Genomic DNA, 20,329 nt, shown 5'->3' on the forward strand with positions numbered 1-20,329 from the left:
CGAACGCAGCCTCGCAGGCTCGGCAGCTGCTACAGATCGCATTCCCGCTTAACTGACTGGCATTAGCCCCTAAAGCCCCAACCCTTGTTGCACCACCACAAGCAGATCGGTTTCCGTCAGCGCCACGGCGTCCAGCTGCGCGGTGGCCTGTTCGATCGTCTGTAGCCACCAGTGTGTTTCACCGTGTTCGTCTACGGTACGCAACAGGGCGAGTTCGTTGTCTGTGGTATGGATCTCGACCCGCCCCTCGCCATCGGCGGTGAAGCGTGCAACCGGGTCAAGGGTAATGCTGTGCTCGTTGCCTGAGATGACCAACTGGTCGATGGCGTAGTCGTAAGCGTCGCCATCGGGGTGACTCTCGAACACATGGGTGGGGTTGCGCCGCAGGACCAGGCCCGCTTCGGTCAAGGGCAGCAGCCAGGTCTCTATCCGTTGATACAGTTCGTAGACCTGGCTCGGCCAGCCATCGATCGCCTGATCCGCGCTGGTCAGTCGTGTCTGTTTCAATCTTGCGGCGAGTTCGTCTGCCTTGCTCATGTCGATTCCCTGTATTGAGGTTTGTCTAATCGTAGCTCGTTGACGCACAGGTAGCGCTTGCCCTGGGTCATGTTTGCAGCTCAGGCAGGGCCGGTGTGATACCGCTGGGCAAGTGGCCACCCATTTGTCCTGGATATCCCCGTAAACTACGCCCCCCGAAGACTGAGGGCGTTGGATCGTTGCCCATGCCTTGCCCCCCGACAGGATGAATTTTGCCCACGCGCTTTAACGACCCGGACCACGCCCCTGGCGTCGCATTGAAACGCATACCGCTGCGCAAGGCCGCGGTATTGTTCATTGCCACGGTGTGCCTGTGCCTGTGCGGTTTGCTCTACCTGCAACTGGAACAGTCCCGTCGCCATGACCTGAGCCTGGCGCAAGTGGCATCTTCGAACCTGACGCGGGCCATGGCGCAACAAGCCGAAGACACCTTCATGAAGGCCGACCTGGTGCTGACCAGTCTGGTGGACTGGATTCAGGTCGACGGTTTCGGCCCGGACCAGCGGCCACGATTGCAGCAGACCTTCGCCCGGCGAGTGTTGGCGCTGGATCAGTTGCACGGCATCCTGCTGTTCGACCAGAAGGGCCAGTGGGTGGTGACCTCGTTTGAAAACCTGCCCCGGGGGCCCGGCGTCGCCGATCGCGAGTACTTCAAGTATCACCAGCAGAACGTATCGTCGGTGGCGCATATCGGCCCGGCCATTCGCAGCCGGGAAAACGGCGAGTGGATCATTCCGGTTTCCAAACGGGTCAACGACAGGAACGGGCACTTCCAGGGCGTGTTGCTGGCCGGCATCAAGATGTCGTACTTCGACCAGTTCTTCAAAAGCTTCAGCCTCGACGACAACGGCTCGATGTTTCTCGGCCTGACCGATGGCACGTTGTTGGCGCGTCGACCTTTTGTAGAGGCGCAGATCGGCATGTCGCTGGCCCAGAGCGAGATTTTCCAGAAGTTCCTGCCACTGGCCACCTCCGGCAATGCGATGTTCACCTCCATCATCGATGGTGTGACACGCATGTACGGTTACCGACAGCTGGAGGGGTATCCGCTGGTGGTCGCCGCTGCGTCGTCCACGGAGTCCATTCTCGCGGGCTGGTACGACACGGCGTTTCGTTCCAGTCTCATCGTTGCCCTGGTGCTGGTGGGCGTAGGGCTGTTCGGGTGGGTGTTCCTGCATCAGGTGCGTGTCGGCGAGCGGGTCGAGTCGGATTTGCGCAGGGCCCAGCAGGCGCTGGAACTGATCGCCACCCACGACAGCCTGACCGGGCTGGCCAACCGACGATTGTTCGAGCGGGCGCTGGACATCGAGTTCGGGCGCGGCGCCCGGCAGGCCAGCCCGTTGAGCCTGATCATGCTCGATATCGATTACTTCAAGCGCTACAACGACACCTACGGCCACGTGGTGGGCGATCACTGCCTGGCCGAAGTGGCGCGCGCGCTGAAGGGTTGCTGCCACCGCAAGGCCGATCTGGCGGTGCGTTACGGCGGCGAAGAGTTTGCAGTGCTGCTGCCGGACACCGACATCCACGGTGCCATGACGATTGCCGAACAGATCCGCCGCAGTGTCATCGACAGGCACATCAGTCACACCGGCTCGCCCAATGGCTACGTGACGGTCAGTCTGGGTTGCTATGCGTTTGTGCCGTCGGGGCGTGACAGCATGGACGTGTTTGTCGAGCGGGCGGACGCGGCGTTGTATCAGGCCAAGCATTCGGGGCGAAACCGCGTGGCAACGTTGTCGATGGCCGGTGGCGTCGAGGCGTTGATGCGTTCCGATCGTTGAAGTGTTTTTCCTGTCGGCGGTCATGCCGATGTAAGCCCCAGGCGACAACAAGCAGCCAATGACTGCGCGTCATCGGCTGCTTTTGCCTGTCCAGCTACCCGTCCCGCCGCCAGCGCCACCGGTTCCACCTCCGGGGGCGCCGGTGCCACCGCCCGCGCCACTGCCCGGACCATTGACGCCAGTACTCCCGATTGATGAGCCGGGGCCACGACCGCTGGTGTTGGCGCCCGAGGGTACGCTGGGTCTGTTGTTGTCTGGCAGCATGGTCGAGTTGCGGGTTGCTCCCGATGTCGTACCGGTTGCGTTAATGCCATCGCCGGACGCCGCAAACGTGGCCAGGGGCATCGCCGACAACAATCCAGCCAGGAGCAGCGGAGTCATTCTGATGTTCATCATGGTCGTCTCCAGGAATGAGTCGTCACCTGATGTTGGTGTGAAGGGTCGCGCGGTGGGTGCCGGACGGTTGAAAAGTGGCACGGATTTGACCGTGACCGTGACCGGCACTGGGCCGCAGAGGACCACCGATCCATGTTCAAACGAGAACCCGGTGAGAGCAACTGTCTTTACCGTGCCACTCGTCAGCGCCACTCGGTGCCATCGCACAATATGGCATTCAGCCTGATCAGCAGGACCCGCACTGGGCGATTGGCGAAATCAATTGTCGGCCGTACCGGTTCATCCCTTATACATAACGGCCATCGGCGGAGTGATCCGCAGCGAACGTGCAAAAGGATTGAACGATGAGCGAGCCACGCCTGACCGACCGTGCTTTGTACCTGCAACGCCTGGGCTTCGATGCACCTGCGGCACCGACCCTGGAAACCTTGCGCCAACTGCAATTGCGCCATACCAGCGTTTTCCCGTTTGAAAACCTCACCACGTTATCCGGCGAGCCGGTGCTGATCGACTTGCCGTCCATCGAGCGCAAGGTCTTGCACGATGGTCGTGGCGGTTACTGCTACGAACTCAACAACCTGTTCCTGGCCTTGCTTCAGGATTTGGGTTTCGACGCCCGTGCCATCAGCGGCCGGGTGGTGATGGGCCAGCCGGAGGGCGCCTGGACTGCCCGGACCCATCGCCTGAGCCTGGTCATCATCGATGACGTGCGCTACATCACCGACGTCGGCTTCGGCGGCATGGTGCCGACCGCGCCCCTGTTGCTCGATACCCGCGCCGAACAACTCACCCCTCACGAGCCGTATCGCATCGACCTGCACGTCGACGGTTTTACCCTGCGCGCCAACGTTGCCGGTGAATGGCGAGCGATGTACATCTTCGACCTGCAGCGCCAGGAAGATATCGATTTTGCTGTGGGCAACTGGTACGTCTCGACTCACCCCGAGTCGTCTTTCGTCAAGCAGTTGATGGTGGCGCGCACCGGGGAGGGGTGGCGGCGCACGCTCAACAATGGCAGTTTCGCGATTCACCGGATTGGCCAGGACAGCGAGCGGCGGGAGGTGACGGATGTGCAGGAACTGATTGGCCTGCTGGGCAGCGAGTTCGGCATTCGTGTGCCGGAACAAGCGCAATTGGCGCGGACGCTGGAGCGATTGATCGCAGCGCCGCAATAGCTGGCTGATCGCAGGCATCACAATGGGCTGATCCGATTGATCGGCCCTTTGTGTTTCAGGGCCGGACACCCGGCGCCATCACTCGTTGGATTTCGCGCAAGGCCTCTGCCAGTTTCTGCTCCAGGCCCTTGAGCTCGGCAGGGGTGAGGGTCTGTTTCAGTTGTGCGGTCTTGCCTTCGTTGAGCAGGGCCCGGCGCAACGTATTGTTGATCGCCGTCTGGTAGCCGTACCCCTCGTGTTCCGCGAGTGCCCGGGCGGCTTCGATGACCGCGTCATCGAGCATGATGGTAATGCGGGTCTTGCCTTTGGCGGGGCCAAGGGGGAGTGGCAGGCGGAAATGGACAGGTATCCATTTTGTGACTGATAAGTTGTATACAACTCTATAGACATTTGTCCTGACTATTGCATACAGTGTGCGAATAACAAAAACCAGGGAACCCCCTACCATGAAAACGCCCCATGTTTCACACCAACGGCCCGAGGACGAAAACCTAGGGATCGGCGCGAATATGGCTTATGGCCTGCAACATGTTCTGACCATGTATGGCGGTATCGTCGCGGTACCATTGATCATCGGCCAGGCGGCCGGGCTCTCGCCGGCGGACATCGGTTTGTTGATTGCTGCTTCATTGTTTGCGGGGGGGCTGGCAACGCTGCTGCAAACCCTGGGTCTACCGTTTTTTGGTTGTCAGTTGCCGCTGGTGCAGGGCGTATCCTTCTCTGGCGTCGCGACCATGGTGGCGATTGTCAGCAGTGGCGGGGAGGGCGGGTTTCAGTCGGTGCTGGGGGCGGTGATAGCGGCGTCCCTGATCGGGTTACTGATAACCCCGGTGTTCTCGCGTATCACCAAGTTCTTCCCGCCGCTGGTGACCGGCATCGTGATTACCACCATCGGCCTGACGCTGATGCCGGTAGCCGCACGCTGGGCAATGGGCGGCAACAGCCATGCGCCGGACTTCGGCAGCATGGCGAACATCGGTCTGGCGGCGGTAACGCTGGTGCTAGTGCTGCTGCTGAGCAAAATCGGCAGTGCGACCATCTCCCGCCTGTCGATTCTGCTGGCCATGGTCGTCGGTACGGTGATCGCGGTGTTCCTCGGCATGGCGGACTTCTCGTCCGTGACCCAGGGTCCGATGTTCGGCTTCCCGACGCCGTTCCACTTCGGCATGCCGACCTTCCACTTCGCTGCGATCCTGTCGATGTGCATCGTGGTGATGGTGACGCTGGTGGAAACCTCGGCCGACATTCTGGCGGTCGGTGAGATCATCGGCACCAAGGTTGACTCCAAGCGCCTGGGCAACGGCCTGCGCGCCGACATGCTGTCGAGCATGTTCGCGCCGATCTTCGGATCCTTCACCCAGAGCGCCTTCGCCCAGAACGTCGGTCTGGTGGCGGTCACCGGCATCAAGAGCCGCTACGTGGTGGCTACTGGCGGTCTGTTCCTGGTGCTCCTCGGCCTGCTGCCGTTCATGGGCCGGGTCATCGCGGCGGTACCGACCTCTGTACTGGGCGGCGCCGGCATCGTGCTGTTCGGCACCGTCGCGGCCAGCGGCATTCGGACCTTGTCCAAGGTCGATTACCGCAACAACGTCAACCTGATCATCGTTGCCACCTCGATCGGCTTCGGCATGATCCCGATCGCGGCACCGAGCTTCTACGATCAATTCCCGAGTTGGTTCGCGACCATTTTCCATTCGGGCATCAGCTCCTCGGCGATCATGGCCATCGTGCTGAACCTGACCTTCAACCACCTCACCGCCGGTAACTCCGACCAGCAATCGGTGTTTGCGGCCGGTACCGAGCGGGTACTGCGTTATCAGGATCTGGCGGCGTTGCGTGAAGGGGATTACTTCAGCGACGGTAAACTGCACGATTGCGACGGCAAGGAGATTCCGGTGCTGGAATCGGAACACGGCGTGGCGGAACCACGAGCGGCGCACGCGAAAAGCAGTGAGCATGTCTGACGCTCACGGCGACTGAAAAGGGCCGATCTGTCGAATAGACAGATCGGCTTTTTGCTTTTCAGCAGTTGGCTTTTCAATCGGCCACAAAAAAGCCCCTGGACCTTTCGATTCAGGGGCTTTTCGATGTTGCTGTCTGGCTCCACGACCTGGACTCGAACCAGGGACCCAGTGATTAACAGTCACTTGCTCTACCAACTGAGCTATCGCGGAATGGCGCGTATCTTACTGATTCAAAAAGAGAAGTCAAGCATAGAATAACAAATGGAGTGAATCAGCGGGACGGGCGGTGGTTTAGCGGCGATTGGCGGTTACCAGGATCGTCCCAGAGGTCTACCATGGCCACCCGGAAGTGGTGACACGCGCTGCCGGCCATTCGCCGAAAAGGTACGCGCCATGAATCATTTGACCCTCACACCTCGACACCAGGGGGGGCGCCCATGAGCATCTCTCAGATCAGCCTGCCCAAGGGTGTCGGCCCCCACGCCGAAAAGTTGTTCGACGCCATCACTCAGGCCGGCACCGCTGAAGCATTGAACCGTGCTGGCGGCAAGGCCGAAGGTTTTGTCCTGGGCCTGGAAAGCACTAAAGCGATCAAGAGCCAGGTCGCTGAATCGCTGTATGTCGCCTACGACGACGCTGCCAGCCAGCGCGCGACCGAACTGGCTTAACCGCCGAAGGTAATCGTGGCAAGCATCAGTTTGGCGTAGAGCGCCGTGGCCCCCAATTGCACCAGCCACAGGGCCAGGCCGCCGAGAAACACACCGGCGGCCACTTGCATCACCAGGTTGTTGCCGCGTTTGGCCGGGGCGCGGGGGGGGAAGTGATCCAGGTCATCCAGGTCATCGCGGTCGGCGCGCAGGTCATCGTTTTTCATGTGGGATCTCGTAGGTCATTCAGGTGTACGCAAACCTGTGGGAGCGGGCTTGCTCGCGAATGCGATCTGACTGAGACATCGGTGCTGGAGCTGCTGGCCTTTTCGCGAGCAAGCCCGCTCCCACACCTCGATCTGATTCAGTCTAGGGGAATATCGATGGTCCATAAAAAACGGGAAGCCACATGGCTTCCCGTTTTTCATTTCAAGGCGTAATCAGATGACCTGGACGATAGCGTCCGTCACCACCTTGATGTTGCTCTGGTTCAGCGCGGCCACGCAGATGCGGCCGGTGTCCAGGGCGTAGATGCCGAACTCGTTGCGCAGGCGGTGAACTTGTTCAACCGTCAGGCCGGAGTAGGAGAACATGCCGCACTGACGACCGACGAAGCTGAAATCGCGCTGAGGCGCTTTTTGTGCCAGCAGGTCGACCATCTGGGTACGCATGCCACGAATGCGCAGACGCATTTCGGCCAATTCGGCTTCCCACTGGGCGCGCAGTTCCGGGCTGTTCAGTACGGCAGCAACAACGCTGGCACCGTGGGTCGGCGGGTTGGAGTAGTTGGTGCGGATCACGCGTTTGACTTGCGACAACACGCGCGCGCTTTCTTCTTTCGATTCGCTGACAATCGACAGGGCACCCACGCGCTCGCCGTACAGCGAGAACGACTTGGAGAACGAGCTGGAGGCGAAGAAGGTCAGGCCCGACTCGGCGAACAGGCGCACGGCAGCGGCATCTTCGTCGATGCCATCGCCAAAGCCCTGATACGCCATGTCGAGGAACGGCACGTGGCCTTTGGCTTTAACGACTTCCAGGACGTTTTTCCAGTCCGCCGGGCTCAGGTCCACGCCGGTCGGGTTGTGGCAGCAGGCGTGCAGCACAATGATCGAGCCGTTTGGCAGCGCGTTCAGGTCTTCCAGCATGCCGGTACGGTTCACGTCGTGGGTCGCGGCGTCGTAGTAACGGTAGTTCTGCACCGGGAAACCGGCGGTTTCGAACAGGGCGCGGTGGTTTTCCCAGCTCGGGTCGCTGATCGCCACGACGGCGTTCGGCAGCAGTTGCTTGAGGAAGTCGGCACCGATTTTCAGTGCGCCAGTACCGCCAACGGCCTGGGTGGTGATTACACGGCCGGCAGCGATCAGTGGCGAATCATTGCCGAACAGCAATTTCTGCACAGCCTGGTCGTAGGCGGCGATGCCGTCGATTGGCAGGTAGCCACGGGAAACGTGTTGAGCGGCGCGAATGGTTTCGGCTTCGACAACGGCGCGCAGGAGTGGAATTCGCCCCTCCTCGTTGCAGTAAACACCGACCCCCAGGTTGACTTTGTTGGTCCGGGTATCGGCGTTGAATGCTTCGTTGAGGCCCAGGATTGGATCGCGTGGTGCCATTTCGACAGCGGAGAACAGGCTCATTATTGCGGCGGCTCTGAATGGAGAGTGGAGGGACGTGTCGCGCTCCAGCCGAATGCACTAGAGCGGTGCACAAACGGGGAGCTAGTATAGAGGCCATCGGCGATGGCTGGCGACAGGCGAATCAGCATTTCGGGTAAGTTTTTCCTATTATTTCTCGACCGGTAGTCGATTGGCGTCGGCAAAGGTTTTGCGCGATGCAGGACGTTTGCCTTGAAAGCGCTGGCAATCGGCTCCACATTGAGCACAATCCAGTTTTTTCTTCGGGCGACATCGGTCGTTTGCGGTCTTTCTCGTTCGTGCCGGTTTTGCCGGCAAGCGTGATTCCAGAGGTATTTCATGTCTGAATTCCAGCTAGTCACCCGTTTCGAGCCCGCCGGCGATCAGCCGGAAGCCATCCGCCTGATGGTCGAGGGCATCGAGGCCGGGCTGGCGCACCAGACGTTGCTCGGTGTGACCGGCTCGGGCAAGACCTTCAGCATCGCCAACGTGATCGCCCAGGTGCAGCGTCCGACCCTGGTGCTGGCGCCGAACAAGACCCTGGCGGCGCAGTTGTACGGGGAGTTCAAGGCGTTTTTCCCGAACAACGCGGTGGAGTATTTCGTTTCCTATTACGACTACTACCAGCCCGAAGCCTACGTGCCGTCCTCGGACACCTTTATCGAGAAAGATGCCTCGATCAACGACCACATCGAGCAGATGCGTCTGTCGGCGACCAAGGCATTGCTCGAGCGCAAGGACGCGATCATCGTCACCACGGTGTCGTGCATCTATGGTCTGGGAAGCCCGGAAACCTACTTGAAGATGGTGCTGCACGTGGATCGCGGCGACCGGCTCGACCAGCGCGAATTGCTGCGGCGCCTGGCCGACCTGCAATACACCCGCAACGACATGGATTTTGCCCGGGCGACCTTCCGCGTGCGCGGCGACGTGATCGATATCCACCCGGCGGAATCGGATTTCGAAGCGATCCGCATCGAGCTGTTCGACGATGAGGTGGAAAGCCTGTCGGCATTCGATCCGCTGACCGGCGAAGTCATTCGCAAGCTGCCGCGCTTCACCTTCTACCCGAAGAGCCACTACGTCACGCCCCGGGAAACCCTGATGGGCGCGGTCGAAGGCATCAAGGTCGAGTTGCAGGAGCGCCTGGAATACCTGCGCTCCAACAACAAGCTGGTGGAAGCCCAGCGCCTGGAGCAGCGCACCCGTTTCGATCTGGAGATGATCCTCGAACTGGGTTACTGCAACGGCATCGAAAACTACTCGCGCTATCTGTCCGGTCGTGAAGCCGGCGCGGCGCCACCAACCCTTTACGATTACCTGCCGGCCGATGCCTTGCTGGTGATCGACGAATCCCACGTCAGCGTTCCGCAGGTGGGCGCCATGTACAAGGGTGACCGCTCGCGCAAGGAAACCCTGGTGGAATACGGTTTCCGCCTGCCTTCGGCCCTGGACAACCGGCCGATGCGTTTCGATGAGTGGGAAAGCATCAGCCCGCAGACGATCTTCGTCTCGGCGACCCCGGGCAACTACGAAGCCGAACACGCTGGCCGCGTCATTGACATGGTGGTGCGCCCGACCGGGCTGGTGGACCCGCAAATCGAGATCCGCCCGGCACTGACCCAGGTCGACGACTTGCTGTCGGAAATCACCAAGCGCGTCGCTCTGGAAGAGCGGGTGCTGGTCACCACGTTGACCAAACGCATGGCCGAGGATTTGACCGATTACCTGGCCGACCACGGCGTGCGCGTGCGTTACCTGCACTCGGACATCGACACCGTGGAGCGGGTCGAGATCATCCGCGACCTGCGCCTGGGCACCTTCGATGTGTTGGTGGGGATCAACCTGCTGCGCGAAGGCCTGGACATGCCGGAAGTTTCGCTGGTGGCGATCCTCGATGCCGACAAGGAAGGTTTCCTGCGTTCCGAGCGCTCGCTGATCCAGACCATCGGCCGGGCTGCACGTAACCTCAATGGCCGGGCGATTCTCTATGCCGACCGGATCACAGGCTCCATGGAGCGCGCGATCGGCGAAACCGAACGTCGTCGCGACAAGCAGATCGCCTTCAACCTGGCCAATGGCATCACCCCCAAAGGCGTGTTCAAGGACGTCGCCGACATCATGGAAGGCGCCACCGTGCCCGGTTCGCGCAGCAAGAAGCGCAAGGGCATGGCCAAGGCGGCCGAAGAGAACGCCAGATACGAAGCCGAATTGCGCTCGCCGGGCGAGATCGCCAAGCGTATCAAGGCCCTGGAAGAGAAGATGTATGCGTTGGCGCGTGATCTGGAGTTTGAAGCAGCGGCGCAGATGCGCGATGAGATTGGCAAATTGCGCGAGCGGTTGATCACTGTTTGAGATTTGCGGTGCTTGAACTGGCCTCATCGCGAGCAAGCTCGCTCCCACAGTTGACCGAGTTGGCCCAGCGAACGCGATCCAATGTGGGAGCGAGCTTGCTCGCGATGAGGCCGGTCAGGGCACTGCAAGTATCAATTAGTGTGCTTCCCCAGCCTTCAACCCCGCCGGCAACTTCTTGGTCAGCAATACCGCCAGCATGCTGATCCCCAGCGCAATCCCGACAAAATGGAACGCATCGTTATAGGCCATGATCGACGCCTGTTGGTGGGCGATCTCGCTGAGTTTGCCCAGTGCCGCCGTTTCGTTGCCCAGCCGGTCAGTCAGCGAGGCCATCCGCTCGGCCACCTGCGGATTGCTCGGTACGATGGATTCACGCAGGTAGTCAAAGTAAACCTTGGTCCGCGCATCCAGCAGCGTAGCGAGCAGGGCGATGCCAATCGCGCCGCCGAGGTTGCGCAGGATGTTGAACAGGCTCGAGGCCGATCCCGCATCCTGGGGCAGGATGTAGGCGGTGGCGATCAGCGAGATGGTGACCATGATCAGCGGTTGGCCCAAGGCGCGGATGATCTGGATCTGATTGAACTGCGGCCCGGCAAAGTCCGGATTCAGCACGCCCGAAGAGAAACTCGCCAACCCGAACAACCCGAAACCCAGGGTGCACAGCCATTTCGGCGAGACGAACTTCATCAGCTTCGGCACCAGCGGAATCAGGAACAGCTGCGGCACGCCCATCCACATGATCACTTCGCCAATCTGCAGGGCGTTGTAGTTCTGGATCTGCGCCAGGTACAGCGGCAACAGGTAGATCGAGCCGTACAGTCCGACCCCCATCCCGACGCTGGAAATACTGGATAAGCCGAAGTTGCGGTTGCCGAGGATACCGAGATTGATCAGCGGATTGGGTTTGGAGAACTGCACGATCACAAAGCTGATCAGGCTGACCAGCGCGATGCTGCCCAGGGTCACGATCAGGCTCGATTCCAGCCAGTCCTTGCGATGGCCTTCCTCCAGGAACACCTGCAAGCAACCAAGCCCGACGCCGAGGGTGAGAATGCCGGCGTAGTCGGTGCTTTTCAGCAATTCCCAATGGGCTTCTTTCTTCTCCAGGCCGTACATCAGGCCGGCGATCATGATCAGGCCGGGCGGGATGTTGATGTAGAAGATGTATTCCCAGCCCCAGTTCTCCGTCAGCCAGCCGCCGAGGGTCGGGCCGATGGATGGCGCGAAGGTGGCGGTCATGGCGAACATGGCCATGCCTTTGGCGCGGTGGTGTTCCGGGAGTTTGATCAGGGTCAGGGTGAACGCCAGCGGAATCAGCGCGCCGCCGGTAAATCCCTGTAGCGCTCGGAAGACGATCATGCTTTCCAGGCTCCACGCCATGGAGCAGAGCAGGGAGGCTGCGAGAAACCCGAGTGACACCCAGACCGCCAGGCGTCGCGCCGACAGTAACTGCACGAGCCAGGCAGTGAGCGGGATCATTATGATTTCCGCCACCAGGTACGAGGTGGAAATCCACGAGCCTTCTTCAAGCGTGGCTGACAGCGCGCCCTGGATATCCTTGAGCGATGAGTTGGTGATCTGGATGTCCAGCACCGCCATGAAAGCACCGAGCATCACGCTCATCACCGCAATCCAGTCCCGCCGGGTCGGTTCGCCGTTCGGGCGGATCAGTTGATCACCGGCCATCGTCAGGGGCGTCTTTATGGCTCACTTTGGGGGTGGTTTCTTCTGGGGCGTCCTTGATGTTCACCTTGGCGGTCACCGACATGCCCGGACGAATCTTGCCGCGCAACGGGTTGTCCGCGGCGAAGGTCAGTTTTACCGGAATCCGTTGTACGACTTTGGTGAAGTTGCCTGTGGCATTGTCCGGCGGCAACAGGCTGAACTGCGCCCCCGAGGCGGCGAACAGGCTGTCGACCCGGGCTTTGATCGGGGTGTCGCTGTAGGCGTCGAAGGTCAGTTCGGCTTCCTGGCCGGGCTGCATGTGGCCAATCTGGGTTTCCTTGAAATTGGCCTGAATCCAGATGTCTTCGTCCGGCACGATCGACAGCAGGTAAGCGCCGGCCTGCACATACTGGCCTTCGCGGGCTGCACGCTGGCCGATCAGGCCGCTGATGGGCGCGTGGATTTCGCTGCGGGTCAGGTTCAGTTCGGCCTGGGCCAGGTCGGTTTTGGCATTGGCGATCTGCGCGTCGAGGCGTTTGATTTCCGCGTTCAGCGCATTGACCTGCTGGCGTTGGCTTTGCGCATCGGCCTGGGCCTTGGCCACTTGCGAGCGGGCAATGTGGGATTCGGCGGAGAGGGTGGTCACCCGCTCTTCCGAGACATAACCGGGTTTGCGCAAGGTCTCGGCGCGGGTCAGGTCGATCTGCGAGCGGCCCAGGCTGGCCTGGCTGGACGCAACTTGCGCTTCGCTGGCGGCAATCAGGCTGGCCTGCTGGGTCAGTTTGCTCTGGGCTTGCAGGCGCTCGGCCTGGCGGGTGGCCAGGGCGGCATTGGCGCGGTCGACAGCGAGGCGGAAGTCGTCACCTTCGAGTTTGACCAGCAACTGGCCTTTCTCGACATGCTGGTTGTCCTGCACCAGCACCTGATCGATGCGCGCCCCCAATTGGCTCGACACGCGGGTGATCTCGCCCTGGACATAAGCGTTGTCGGTGCTTTCATAAAAGCGCCCCTTGAAGAACCAATGGGCAAACAGGCCCCCGGCTATCAGCAGGACAATCAGCAGGAACGTGAAGAGGCGACGCTTGAGTTGGGCAGGCATGAGGCAAACTGTAGTCGAGAAATTGTAAGGGAAGTTATCAGCAGGCAAATCTGGCATACAGCCGATAAGCGGTAAATGCCGTCGGCTGATATTCGGCCATTCACCTCGCCATACGGGCGTTACAGCCGCAACCTTGGCTTAAATGCCCTGTTCGCTGGAGCCGGGCGGGTGTCGCCTGTTACCATTCGCGCCTTGTTTGAACTTTGCTTTTTTTCTTTTCGAGACATGCCATGACCACCGTCCGCACTCGCATCGCGCCATCGCCTACCGGGGATCCCCACGTAGGTACCGCTTACATCGCCTTGTTCAACTACTGTTTTGCCAAGCAGCACGGCGGTGAGTTCATCCTGCGGATCGAAGACACCGACCAACTGCGTTCGACCCGCGAGTCCGAACAGCAGATTTTCGACGCCTTGCGCTGGCTGGGGATCGACTGGAGCGAAGGCCCGGACGTCGGCGGCCCGCATGGTCCGTATCGCCAAAGCGAGCGCGGCGATATTTATCAGAAGTATTGCCAGCAACTGGTCGACATGGGCCATGCCTTCCCGTGCTTCTGCACCGCCGAAGAGCTGGACCAGATGCGCGCCGAGCAAATGGCTCGCGGTGAAACCCCGCGTTACGACGGCCGCGCGCTGCTGCTGTCCAAGGAAGAAGTCGCCCGTCGCCTGGCCGCTGGCGAACCCCATGTGATCCGCATGAAGGTGCCGAGCGAAGGCGTCTGCGTGGTGCCGGACATGCTGCGTGGCGACGTTGAAATCCCGTGGGACCGCATGGACATGCAAGTCCTGATGAAGACCGACGGCCTGCCGACGTACTTCCTGGCCAACGTGGTCGACGACCACCTGATGGGCATCACCCACGTATTGCGTGGCGAAGAATGGCTGCCATCGGCACCGAAGCTGATCCTGCTTTACGAATACTTCGGCTGGGAACAACCGGAGCTGTGCTACATGCCGCTGCTGCGTAACCCGGACAAGAGCAAGTTGTCCAAGCGCAAGAACCCGACCTCGGTGACCTTCTACGAGCGCATGGGCTTCATGCCCGAAGCGATGCTCAACTACCTGGGCCGCATGGGCTGGTCGATGCCGGACGAGCGCGAGAAGTTCTCGCTGCAGGAAATGGTCGACAACTTCGACCTCAAGCGCGTATCCCTCGGCGGGCCAATCTTCGACATCGAGAAGCTGTCGTGGCTCAACGGCCAGTGGCTGCGTGACCTGCCGGTGGAGGAGTTCGCCGCGCGGGTGCAGAAGTGGGCGTTCAATTGCGAATACATGATGAAGATCGCGCCGCACGTGCAGGGCCGGGTCGAGACCTTCAGCCAGGTGGCACCCCTGGCCGGGTTCTTCTTTGCCGGTGGCGTGAACCCCGATGCCAGGCTGTTCGAATCCAAGAAGCTGTCGGGCGATCAGGTTCGCCAGTTGATGCAGTTGATCCTGTGGAAACTCGAAAGCCTGCGCCAGTGGGAGAAGGACAGCATCACCGCCACCATTCAGGCGGTGGTCGAGTCCCTGGAGCTGAAGCTGCGTGATGCCATGCCGCTGATGTTCGCCGCGATCACCGGCCAGGCCAGCTCGGTGTCGGTGCTCGATGCGATGGAAATCCTCGGGCCGGACCTGACCCGTTTCCGTCTGCGCCAGGCCATTGACCTGCTGGGCGGCGTGTCGAAGAAAGAAAACAAAGAGTGGGAAAAGCTGCTGGGCGCTATCGCCTGATTCCCACCGTTACCCTGTAGCAGCTGCCGCAGGCTGCGTTGGGCTGCGAAGCGGCCCCGATGGCCTTGACGCAATCTGTCTGAAAGGACGGAGTGTCCGAATCACGAGCACTGCGCGCTCGAACGCAGCCTGCGGCAGCTGCTACAGGGGCGAATATGCCCCGGATTTACGGGGGGAGGGCGGTAAGTGATTGTTATGCCGACAAAAAATTTTGAAATTTTTCAAAAATAAGTTTGACAGGCTTTCGATACGCCCTTAAGATTCGCCCCGTCCTCAGCGATGACATCAACGATGAGGGGCTATAGCTCAGCTGGGAGAGCGCTTGCATGGCATGCAAGAGGTCGACGGTTCGATCCCGTCTAGCTCCACCAATTTACACTTCAGGGCCTGGCCACACCGGCCTTGAAGCGATCAACACTCAGCGTTGGTCAGTTGTATAGAAGGGTTTGCGTCCCCTTCGTCTAGTGGCCTAGGACACCGCCCTTTCACGGCGGTAACAGGGGTTCGAGTCCCCTAGGGGACGCCAGTTTTACAGAAGCGATGTTGCAAGATGTCGCTCCGCCGCGAGGCGAAAAATCCGGGGCTATAGCTCAGCTGGGAGAGCGCCTGCATGGCATGCAGGAGGTCAGCGGTTCGATCCCGCTTAGCTCCACCAATTTTACAGTTCAAGGTCTGGCCACACCGGCCTTGAATCGATCAGCACTCAGCACTGATCAGTTGTATAGAAGGGTTTGTGTCCCCTTCGTCTAGTGGCCTAGGACACCGCCCTTTCACGGCGGTAACAGGGGTTCGAGTCCCCTAGGGGACGCCACGATTACCCGCTCTGCGGGATTTTATAAGGGTCATTCAATTATTGAATGGCCCTTTTGTTTGTCTGGCGTTTGGCCAAATTCCTCCATATCCAAAAAAACTGTTCTTCAGACCAGCGGTCACCCCCATGACTTGCTAAAATTTATTATGAGAATAATATTTCAATCGTAATATTCGGAGGCGACGATGAACGATAAAAAAGCTCAAACCCGCGAACGCATCCTCAAGGCTGCCAGCGCAGCGCTGATTCAGCGCGGCCCGGCCGAGCCAAGTGTGGGCGAAGTGATGGGGGCGGCGGGCCTGACGGTCGGTGGCTTCTACGCACACTTCGAAAGCAAGGACGCGATGATGCTCGAGGCGTTCAGGCAATTGCTCGGTCACCGCCGCGACCTGATTGCCGACATGGATGCGCAGTTGACGGGTGAAGAACGCCGCGCGCTGGTGGCAGCGTTCTATCTTTCGCGCAAGCACCGTGATTCCTCCGAATCGGCCTGCCCGATCCCCGCATCGGTCGGCGAACTGGGGCGGCTGCCGGAAGCGTTTCGTGTCGCGCTCAATGAGCATGTGGAATTGATGGTCGCGCAGTTGGCGGCCAGCCCTGAAGAAACCGAAAAAGCCCTGGCCGACATGGCCTTGATGGTGGGTGGGTTGGCTCTGGCGCGGGCGCTGGGGCCGGGAGAGTTGTCCGATCGATTACTGCGCGCCGCCAAATCGGCAGTGCGTTGACCTGAAGGCTGCGGCCTGAGGAGAATGCGATGAGCGCGTTAAAGTGGGTTCGTGGCGTTAATGGCACCTTGGGCTGGTTTGCCCCGAAACTGGTCGCAAGCAAAATGCGACAGGCGTTCATGACGCCGCGGGATCTACCGCTGCGTGACTGGGAGCTGCCACTGTTGGCCAAGTCCGAGCGGATCACCCTGCGTTTCGGCCTCTCGGCCCTGCGTTGGGGCCAGGGCCCGGCAGTCTTGCTGATGCATGGTTGGGAAGGGCGGCCGACGCAGTTTGCCAGCCTCATCACCGCGCTGGTCGATGCCGGTTACTCGGTCGTGGCCCTGGATGGTCCGGCCCACGGTCGCTCGCCGGGCAGCGAAGCGAATGTGGTGCTGTTCGCCCGCGCCATGCTTGAAGCGGCTGCCGAACTGCCCCCCCTGCAAGCGGTCATCGGCCACTCCATGGGGGGCGCCAGTGCCATGCTCGCGGTTCAGTTGGGCCTGCGCACCGAAACCCTGGTCACCATTGCCGCTCCGGCGCGGATTCTTGGCGTGTTGCGTGGTTTTGCCCGCTATGTCGGGCTGCCACCGAAAGCGCGCTCGGCATTCATTCGCCAGGTCGAACAAGACGTCGGCATGCGAGCCGCGACGCTGGATGTCGCGCACTATCAACTCGACATGCCCGGCCTGATTGTCCATGCCGAAGACGACAACCTGGTCCCTGTGAAGGAATCCCGGCTGATTCACGAAGCCTGGTTCGACAGCCGCTTGTTGCGTTTGAAAGACGGTGGTCATCAGCGGGTGTTGGCCGACCCCAGGGTGATTGATGGCGTGTTATCACTGCTGGCCGGGCGCAGTCTGCAATCGCGCCAATCCGCCTGAGCTTCCGTTACACTGCCTCGGTCGAAATTATCTGACCAGGGAGTCGGGCATGGGCTGGGATCGGGAAACGCCGTTCATCATTGATCTGCAAGTGAGCGCCGAGGACATTGACGGGTTGGGGCACGCGAACAACGCGGTCTACGTGACCTGGCTCGAACGCTGTGCCTGGCGCCACTCCCAGTGCCTGGGCCTGGACCTGGTCGAATACCGGCGGCTGGACCGGGCGATGGCGGTGGTGCGGCACGAGATCGATTACCTGGCGGCAGCCTATGAGGACGATGAGTTGCAATTGGCGACCTGGATCGTCGATTGGGACCAGCGCCTGAAAATGACCCGGCACTTCCAGTTGATCCGCCCCAGCGACAACACCACGCTATTGCGTGCGCAGACCACGTTCGTCTGCATTGAGCTGTCCACCGGCAAGCCCAAGCGCATGCCGGTAGAGTTCATCGAGGGCTATGGCCCGGCGATCCGGGCGCAGGAGTTGGTACAGCCCTGATCTCATGTGGGAGCGGGCTTGCTCCCACAATGGATCTGCGATGTTCTGCAGATTTTCTCTGAACCCAGTAAACTGCCGCACGTTTTTCCTCGAGTGTGTTTTTCATGCAAATTGCTTTGGCGCCCATGGAGGGATTGGTCGACGACATCCTGCGCGATGTGCTGACCCGCGTGGGTGGTATTGACTGGTGCGTGACCGAGTTCATTCGGGTCAACGACCAGTTGCTCACACCTGCCTATTTCCATAAGTTCGGCCCGGAGTTGCTCAACGGTGCCCGGACGGCCTCCGGCGTGCCGCTGCGTGTGCAACTGCTCGGTTCCGATCCGGTGTGCCTGGCGGAAAATGCCGCGCTGGCCTGCGAGTTGGGTTCCGAAGTGATCGACCTGAACTTCGGCTGTCCGGCCAAAACCGTCAACAAATCCCGTGGTGGCGCGGTATTGCTCAAGGAGCCCGAGCTGCTCAACCAGATCGTCGAGCATGTCCGTCGTGCCGTCCCCGCGCACATTCCTGTCACCGCCAAGATGCGCCTGGGCTTCGACAGCCCGGACGGTTCGCTGGTGTGTGCCACGGCCCTGGCCGAAGGCGGTGCCGAGCACATCGTGGTGCATGCGCGGACCAAGGTCGACGGCTACAAGCCGCCGGCGCACTGGGAATGGATCCCGCGCGTACAGGACGTGGTCAAGGTGCCGGTGTTCGCCAACGGCGATATCTGGAGCGTCGAAGACTGGCGTCGCTGCCGCGAGATCAGCGGCGTGGAAGACATCATGCTCGGTCGTGGCCTGGTTTCACGTCCGGATCTCGCCCGGCAGATCGCTGCGGCGCGGGCTGGTGAAGAAGTGGTCGAGATGACCTGGGCCGAGCTGCTGCCGTTGATCCAGGACTTCTGGCTGCAAGCCAAGGCGCAGATGACGCCACGCCAGTCGCCGGGTCGCCTGAAGCAATGGCTGGCGATGCTGACCCGCAATTATCCCGAGGCGGTGGAGCTGTTCACCGTGCTGCGTCGTGAGACCGAACTGGATAACGTCTCGCGTTTGCTGGGGCTGCCGGTGGCGGAAGCGGCCTGAAACTTTTTATAAAAAAGCAGAAAATAATCTCTTGAAATGCAATCAGCGGTCCCTATCTAAGGATTACGCGATGCCGAATTCGGGTCGCGGAGACAAAAACCTTGCTGATTGTTTTCAGGAGATTTGAATCATGGCTACTACATTTTCCCTGGCCCCACTGTTCCGTTCCTCGGTAGGTTTCGACCGTTTCAACGACCTGTTCGAGACCGCTTTACGCAACGAGCCAGGCAGCAGCTATCCACCCTATAACGTGGAGAAACACGGCGACGATCAATACCGCATCGTCATTGCCGCGGCGGGTTTCCAGGAAGAAGATCTGGAACTCGAAGTGGAGAAGGGTGTGCTGACCATCAGTGGCGGCAAACGTGACGCGAACGAAGACGTCACTTATCTGTATCAGGGCATTGCGCAACGTGCCTTCAAACTGTCCTTCCGTCTGGCGGACCACATCGAGATCAAGGCTGCCGGCCTGAGCAACGGTCTGTTGAGCATCGACCTGCTGCGGGTGATTCCGGAAGAGGCGAAAGCCAAGCGCATCCCGATCAACGGGACGCAGAAGCCGGCTCTGCAACACTGAGTCGAGCCTGATGCCGGGTGTTGTGATTGATCAAACGGCCGGCTAAAACAAAAAGACCCCGACTTGTCGGGGTCTTTTTTTGCGCTCAGGTTCAGCTGTAGCGCACCAGGTGAAAGAAGTTCGGTGCTGCAAAGCACACTGTGTCGCCAGCCTGCTCGATGCCCTGGGTCAAGGGTTCGTCCATGGCGTGGCCAGTGACAGCTTGATGAGATAACGTTCCTCGGAGGGATGTCTGTAATCCTTGAAGCGATTAACCACCAGCATCACTTGATACTGGTTGCCCGCATGCCAATAAGTTTTGCCGCCTTTGTTCACATCCCGTAATTGGGCTCGCCATTGCGGCGTGTCGGCGAGCGATGGGAACTCGTTGACTCGAATGGGTACCCAGCCGGCTTTACGCCATTGCTCTTGCAGATCCAGTACGACCTTGAGGGTGTCATTGAGTAACAGCGGCTCGATTTGTGGGGACATGCGGACGCTGATGATTATCTCTTTGTTATAAACAATCACAAAAAACCGGGCCGGCGGAGTTACAAAACCATACTGGGGATCTATAAATCGCAGTCGGGCATCAGACTTCGGAATGTTGAACGATACCTGTCCGGGAATGGCCGGATCTATGGCAGCACTAGAGCGTTGGCGCATATCTTCCCAAGGCTCGTCAATCATCAGAGCGATTTCCGGTTCATCCGATAACGCTTGAATTGCCGACAGCGTCAGGAGGGATACGACCGACAGTGCCAACATGCCATGCCGCCAGCCTACGCGGTGCATGAGGCTCATCGGATGCCCCCGCCTAGGGCGATATCCCGAATCGATTGC

General features: G+C 60.3%; 20 protein-coding genes and 5 tRNA genes. 15 read left to right on the top strand and 10 right to left on the bottom strand.

The window, feature by feature from the left end; genetic code table 11:
- Window positions 1-69: 69 nt before the first annotated feature.
- Complete coding sequence (locus PMI34_RS11735) at window positions 70-537, bottom strand: hypothetical protein (RefSeq protein ID WP_008050820.1); 468 nt, start codon at window positions 535-537, stop codon at window positions 70-72.
- Window positions 538-749: 212 nt separating this feature from the next.
- Here PMI34_RS11735 and PMI34_RS11730 point away from each other — a divergent pair, with 212 nt between their 5' ends.
- Window positions 750-2,321, top strand: coding sequence for a sensor domain-containing diguanylate cyclase (locus PMI34_RS11730; protein ID WP_008050821.1), 1,572 nt, complete (start codon window positions 750-752; stop codon window positions 2,319-2,321).
- Window positions 2,322-2,390: 69 nt separating this feature from the next.
- On the opposite strand, the gene PMI34_RS28990 is transcribed toward PMI34_RS11730, so the two are convergent.
- On the bottom strand, window positions 2,391-2,717 hold the full coding sequence (locus PMI34_RS28990; RefSeq protein WP_008050822.1) for a hypothetical protein: 327 nt from the start codon (window positions 2,715-2,717) through the stop codon (window positions 2,391-2,393).
- Window positions 2,718-3,061: 344 nt separating this feature from the next.
- Here PMI34_RS28990 and PMI34_RS11725 point away from each other — a divergent pair, with 344 nt between their 5' ends.
- On the top strand, window positions 3,062-3,892 hold the full coding sequence (locus tag PMI34_RS11725; protein WP_008050823.1) for an arylamine N-acetyltransferase family protein: 831 nt from the start codon (window positions 3,062-3,064) through the stop codon (window positions 3,890-3,892).
- 55 nt (window positions 3,893-3,947) lie between these two features.
- Here the strand turns inward: PMI34_RS11725 and PMI34_RS11720 are convergent, their stop codons facing one another.
- A complete protein-coding gene (locus PMI34_RS11720; protein WP_050562103.1) occupies window positions 3,948-4,241 on the bottom strand; it encodes a BrnA antitoxin family protein in 294 nt (97 codons plus the stop codon).
- A gap of 97 nt (window positions 4,242-4,338) precedes the next feature.
- On the opposite strand from PMI34_RS11720, the gene PMI34_RS11715 reads away from it, so the two are divergent.
- Window positions 4,339-5,856 (top strand): nucleobase:cation symporter-2 family protein, encoded by a 1,518-nt coding sequence (locus PMI34_RS11715; protein WP_008050825.1) that lies wholly within the window; start codon window positions 4,339-4,341, stop codon window positions 5,854-5,856.
- Between the two features lie 134 nt (window positions 5,857-5,990).
- Here PMI34_RS11715 and PMI34_RS11710 read toward each other — a convergent pair.
- A tRNA-Asn gene (locus PMI34_RS11710) sits at window positions 5,991-6,066 on the bottom strand.
- A gap of 227 nt (window positions 6,067-6,293) precedes the next feature.
- On the opposite strand from PMI34_RS11710, the gene PMI34_RS11705 reads away from it, so the two are divergent.
- Entirely contained in the window at window positions 6,294-6,524 is a 231-nt protein-coding gene (locus PMI34_RS11705; RefSeq protein WP_007978659.1) for a hypothetical protein, read from the top strand.
- On the opposite strand, the gene PMI34_RS11700 is transcribed toward PMI34_RS11705, so the two are convergent.
- The 3 genes from PMI34_RS11700 to PMI34_RS28805 form a co-directional block, all read right to left on the bottom strand.
- Window positions 6,521-6,730, bottom strand: a complete 210-nt coding sequence (locus PMI34_RS11700; RefSeq protein WP_008050827.1) for a hypothetical protein — start codon at window positions 6,728-6,730, stop codon at window positions 6,521-6,523. The two genes, PMI34_RS11705 and PMI34_RS11700, sit on opposite strands and share 4 nt — an antisense overlap.
- Before the next feature lie 213 nt (window positions 6,731-6,943).
- Entirely contained in the window at window positions 6,944-8,140 is a 1,197-nt protein-coding gene (locus PMI34_RS11695; RefSeq protein WP_008050829.1) for an amino acid aminotransferase, read from the bottom strand.
- Complete coding sequence (locus PMI34_RS28805; protein ID WP_157222729.1) at window positions 8,140-8,478, bottom strand: hypothetical protein; 339 nt, start codon at window positions 8,476-8,478, stop codon at window positions 8,140-8,142. Before PMI34_RS28805 ends, PMI34_RS11695 begins: the two co-directional genes overlap by 1 nt.
- Between PMI34_RS28805 and uvrB the strand changes: the two genes are divergently transcribed.
- Window positions 8,477-10,492, top strand: coding sequence for an excinuclease ABC subunit UvrB (gene uvrB / locus PMI34_RS11690; RefSeq protein WP_008050831.1), 2,016 nt, complete (start codon window positions 8,477-8,479; stop codon window positions 10,490-10,492). The genes PMI34_RS28805 and uvrB overlap by 2 nt on opposite strands.
- 135 nt (window positions 10,493-10,627) lie before the next feature.
- Here the strand turns inward: uvrB and PMI34_RS11685 are convergent, their stop codons facing one another.
- Both PMI34_RS11685 and PMI34_RS11680 read right to left on the bottom strand, forming a co-directional pair.
- Complete coding sequence (locus tag PMI34_RS11685; RefSeq protein ID WP_177318809.1) at window positions 10,628-12,118, bottom strand: MDR family MFS transporter; 1,491 nt, start codon at window positions 12,116-12,118, stop codon at window positions 10,628-10,630.
- A 49-nt stretch (window positions 12,119-12,167) separates the two neighbouring features.
- Entirely contained in the window at window positions 12,168-13,256 is a 1,089-nt protein-coding gene (locus PMI34_RS11680; RefSeq protein WP_008050834.1) for an HlyD family secretion protein, read from the bottom strand.
- 230 nt (window positions 13,257-13,486) lie between these two features.
- Between PMI34_RS11680 and gltX the strand changes: the two genes are divergently transcribed.
- The 10 genes from gltX to PMI34_RS11630 all read left to right on the top strand — a co-directional run bounded on the left by gltX (window position 13,487) and on the right by PMI34_RS11630 (window position 19,507).
- Window positions 13,487-14,968: a glutamate--tRNA ligase gene (gene gltX / locus PMI34_RS11675; protein ID WP_008050837.1), complete on the top strand. Its 1,482-nt coding sequence runs from the start codon at window positions 13,487-13,489 to the stop codon at window positions 14,966-14,968.
- A gap of 295 nt (window positions 14,969-15,263) precedes the next feature.
- Window positions 15,264-15,339 (top strand) — tRNA-Ala (locus tag PMI34_RS11670).
- A 79-nt stretch (window positions 15,340-15,418) separates the two neighbouring features.
- A tRNA-Glu gene (locus PMI34_RS11665) sits at window positions 15,419-15,494 on the top strand.
- A 53-nt stretch (window positions 15,495-15,547) separates the two neighbouring features.
- Window positions 15,548-15,623: transfer RNA gene (locus PMI34_RS11660), tRNA-Ala, on the top strand.
- 80 nt (window positions 15,624-15,703) lie between these two features.
- Window positions 15,704-15,779 (top strand) — tRNA-Glu (locus PMI34_RS11655).
- A gap of 185 nt (window positions 15,780-15,964) precedes the next feature.
- Complete coding sequence (locus tag PMI34_RS11650) at window positions 15,965-16,504, top strand: TetR/AcrR family transcriptional regulator (protein ID WP_008050839.1); 540 nt, start codon at window positions 15,965-15,967, stop codon at window positions 16,502-16,504.
- Window positions 16,505-16,533: 29 nt separating this feature from the next.
- Window positions 16,534-17,367 (top strand): alpha/beta fold hydrolase, encoded by an 834-nt coding sequence (locus PMI34_RS11645; protein WP_008050841.1) that lies wholly within the window; start codon window positions 16,534-16,536, stop codon window positions 17,365-17,367.
- Between the two features lie 49 nt (window positions 17,368-17,416).
- Entirely contained in the window at window positions 17,417-17,866 is a 450-nt protein-coding gene (locus PMI34_RS11640) for an acyl-CoA thioesterase (protein WP_008050842.1), read from the top strand.
- Window positions 17,867-17,970: 104 nt separating this feature from the next.
- Window positions 17,971-18,930: a tRNA dihydrouridine synthase gene (locus tag PMI34_RS11635; RefSeq protein WP_008050845.1), complete on the top strand. Its 960-nt coding sequence runs from the start codon at window positions 17,971-17,973 to the stop codon at window positions 18,928-18,930.
- A 130-nt stretch (window positions 18,931-19,060) separates the two neighbouring features.
- Window positions 19,061-19,507, top strand: a complete 447-nt coding sequence (locus PMI34_RS11630; RefSeq protein ID WP_007986945.1) for an Hsp20 family protein — start codon at window positions 19,061-19,063, stop codon at window positions 19,505-19,507.
- 168 nt (window positions 19,508-19,675) lie between these two features.
- On the opposite strand, the gene PMI34_RS11625 is transcribed toward PMI34_RS11630, so the two are convergent.
- A complete protein-coding gene (locus PMI34_RS11625; protein ID WP_008050846.1) occupies window positions 19,676-20,290 on the bottom strand; it encodes a hypothetical protein in 615 nt (204 codons plus the stop codon).
- Window positions 20,291-20,329 lie beyond the last annotated feature (39 nt).

Origin of the sequence: Pseudomonas sp. GM74 (assembly GCF_000282455.1) — a bacterium.
GTDB lineage: Bacteria > Pseudomonadota > Gammaproteobacteria > Pseudomonadales > Pseudomonadaceae > Aquipseudomonas.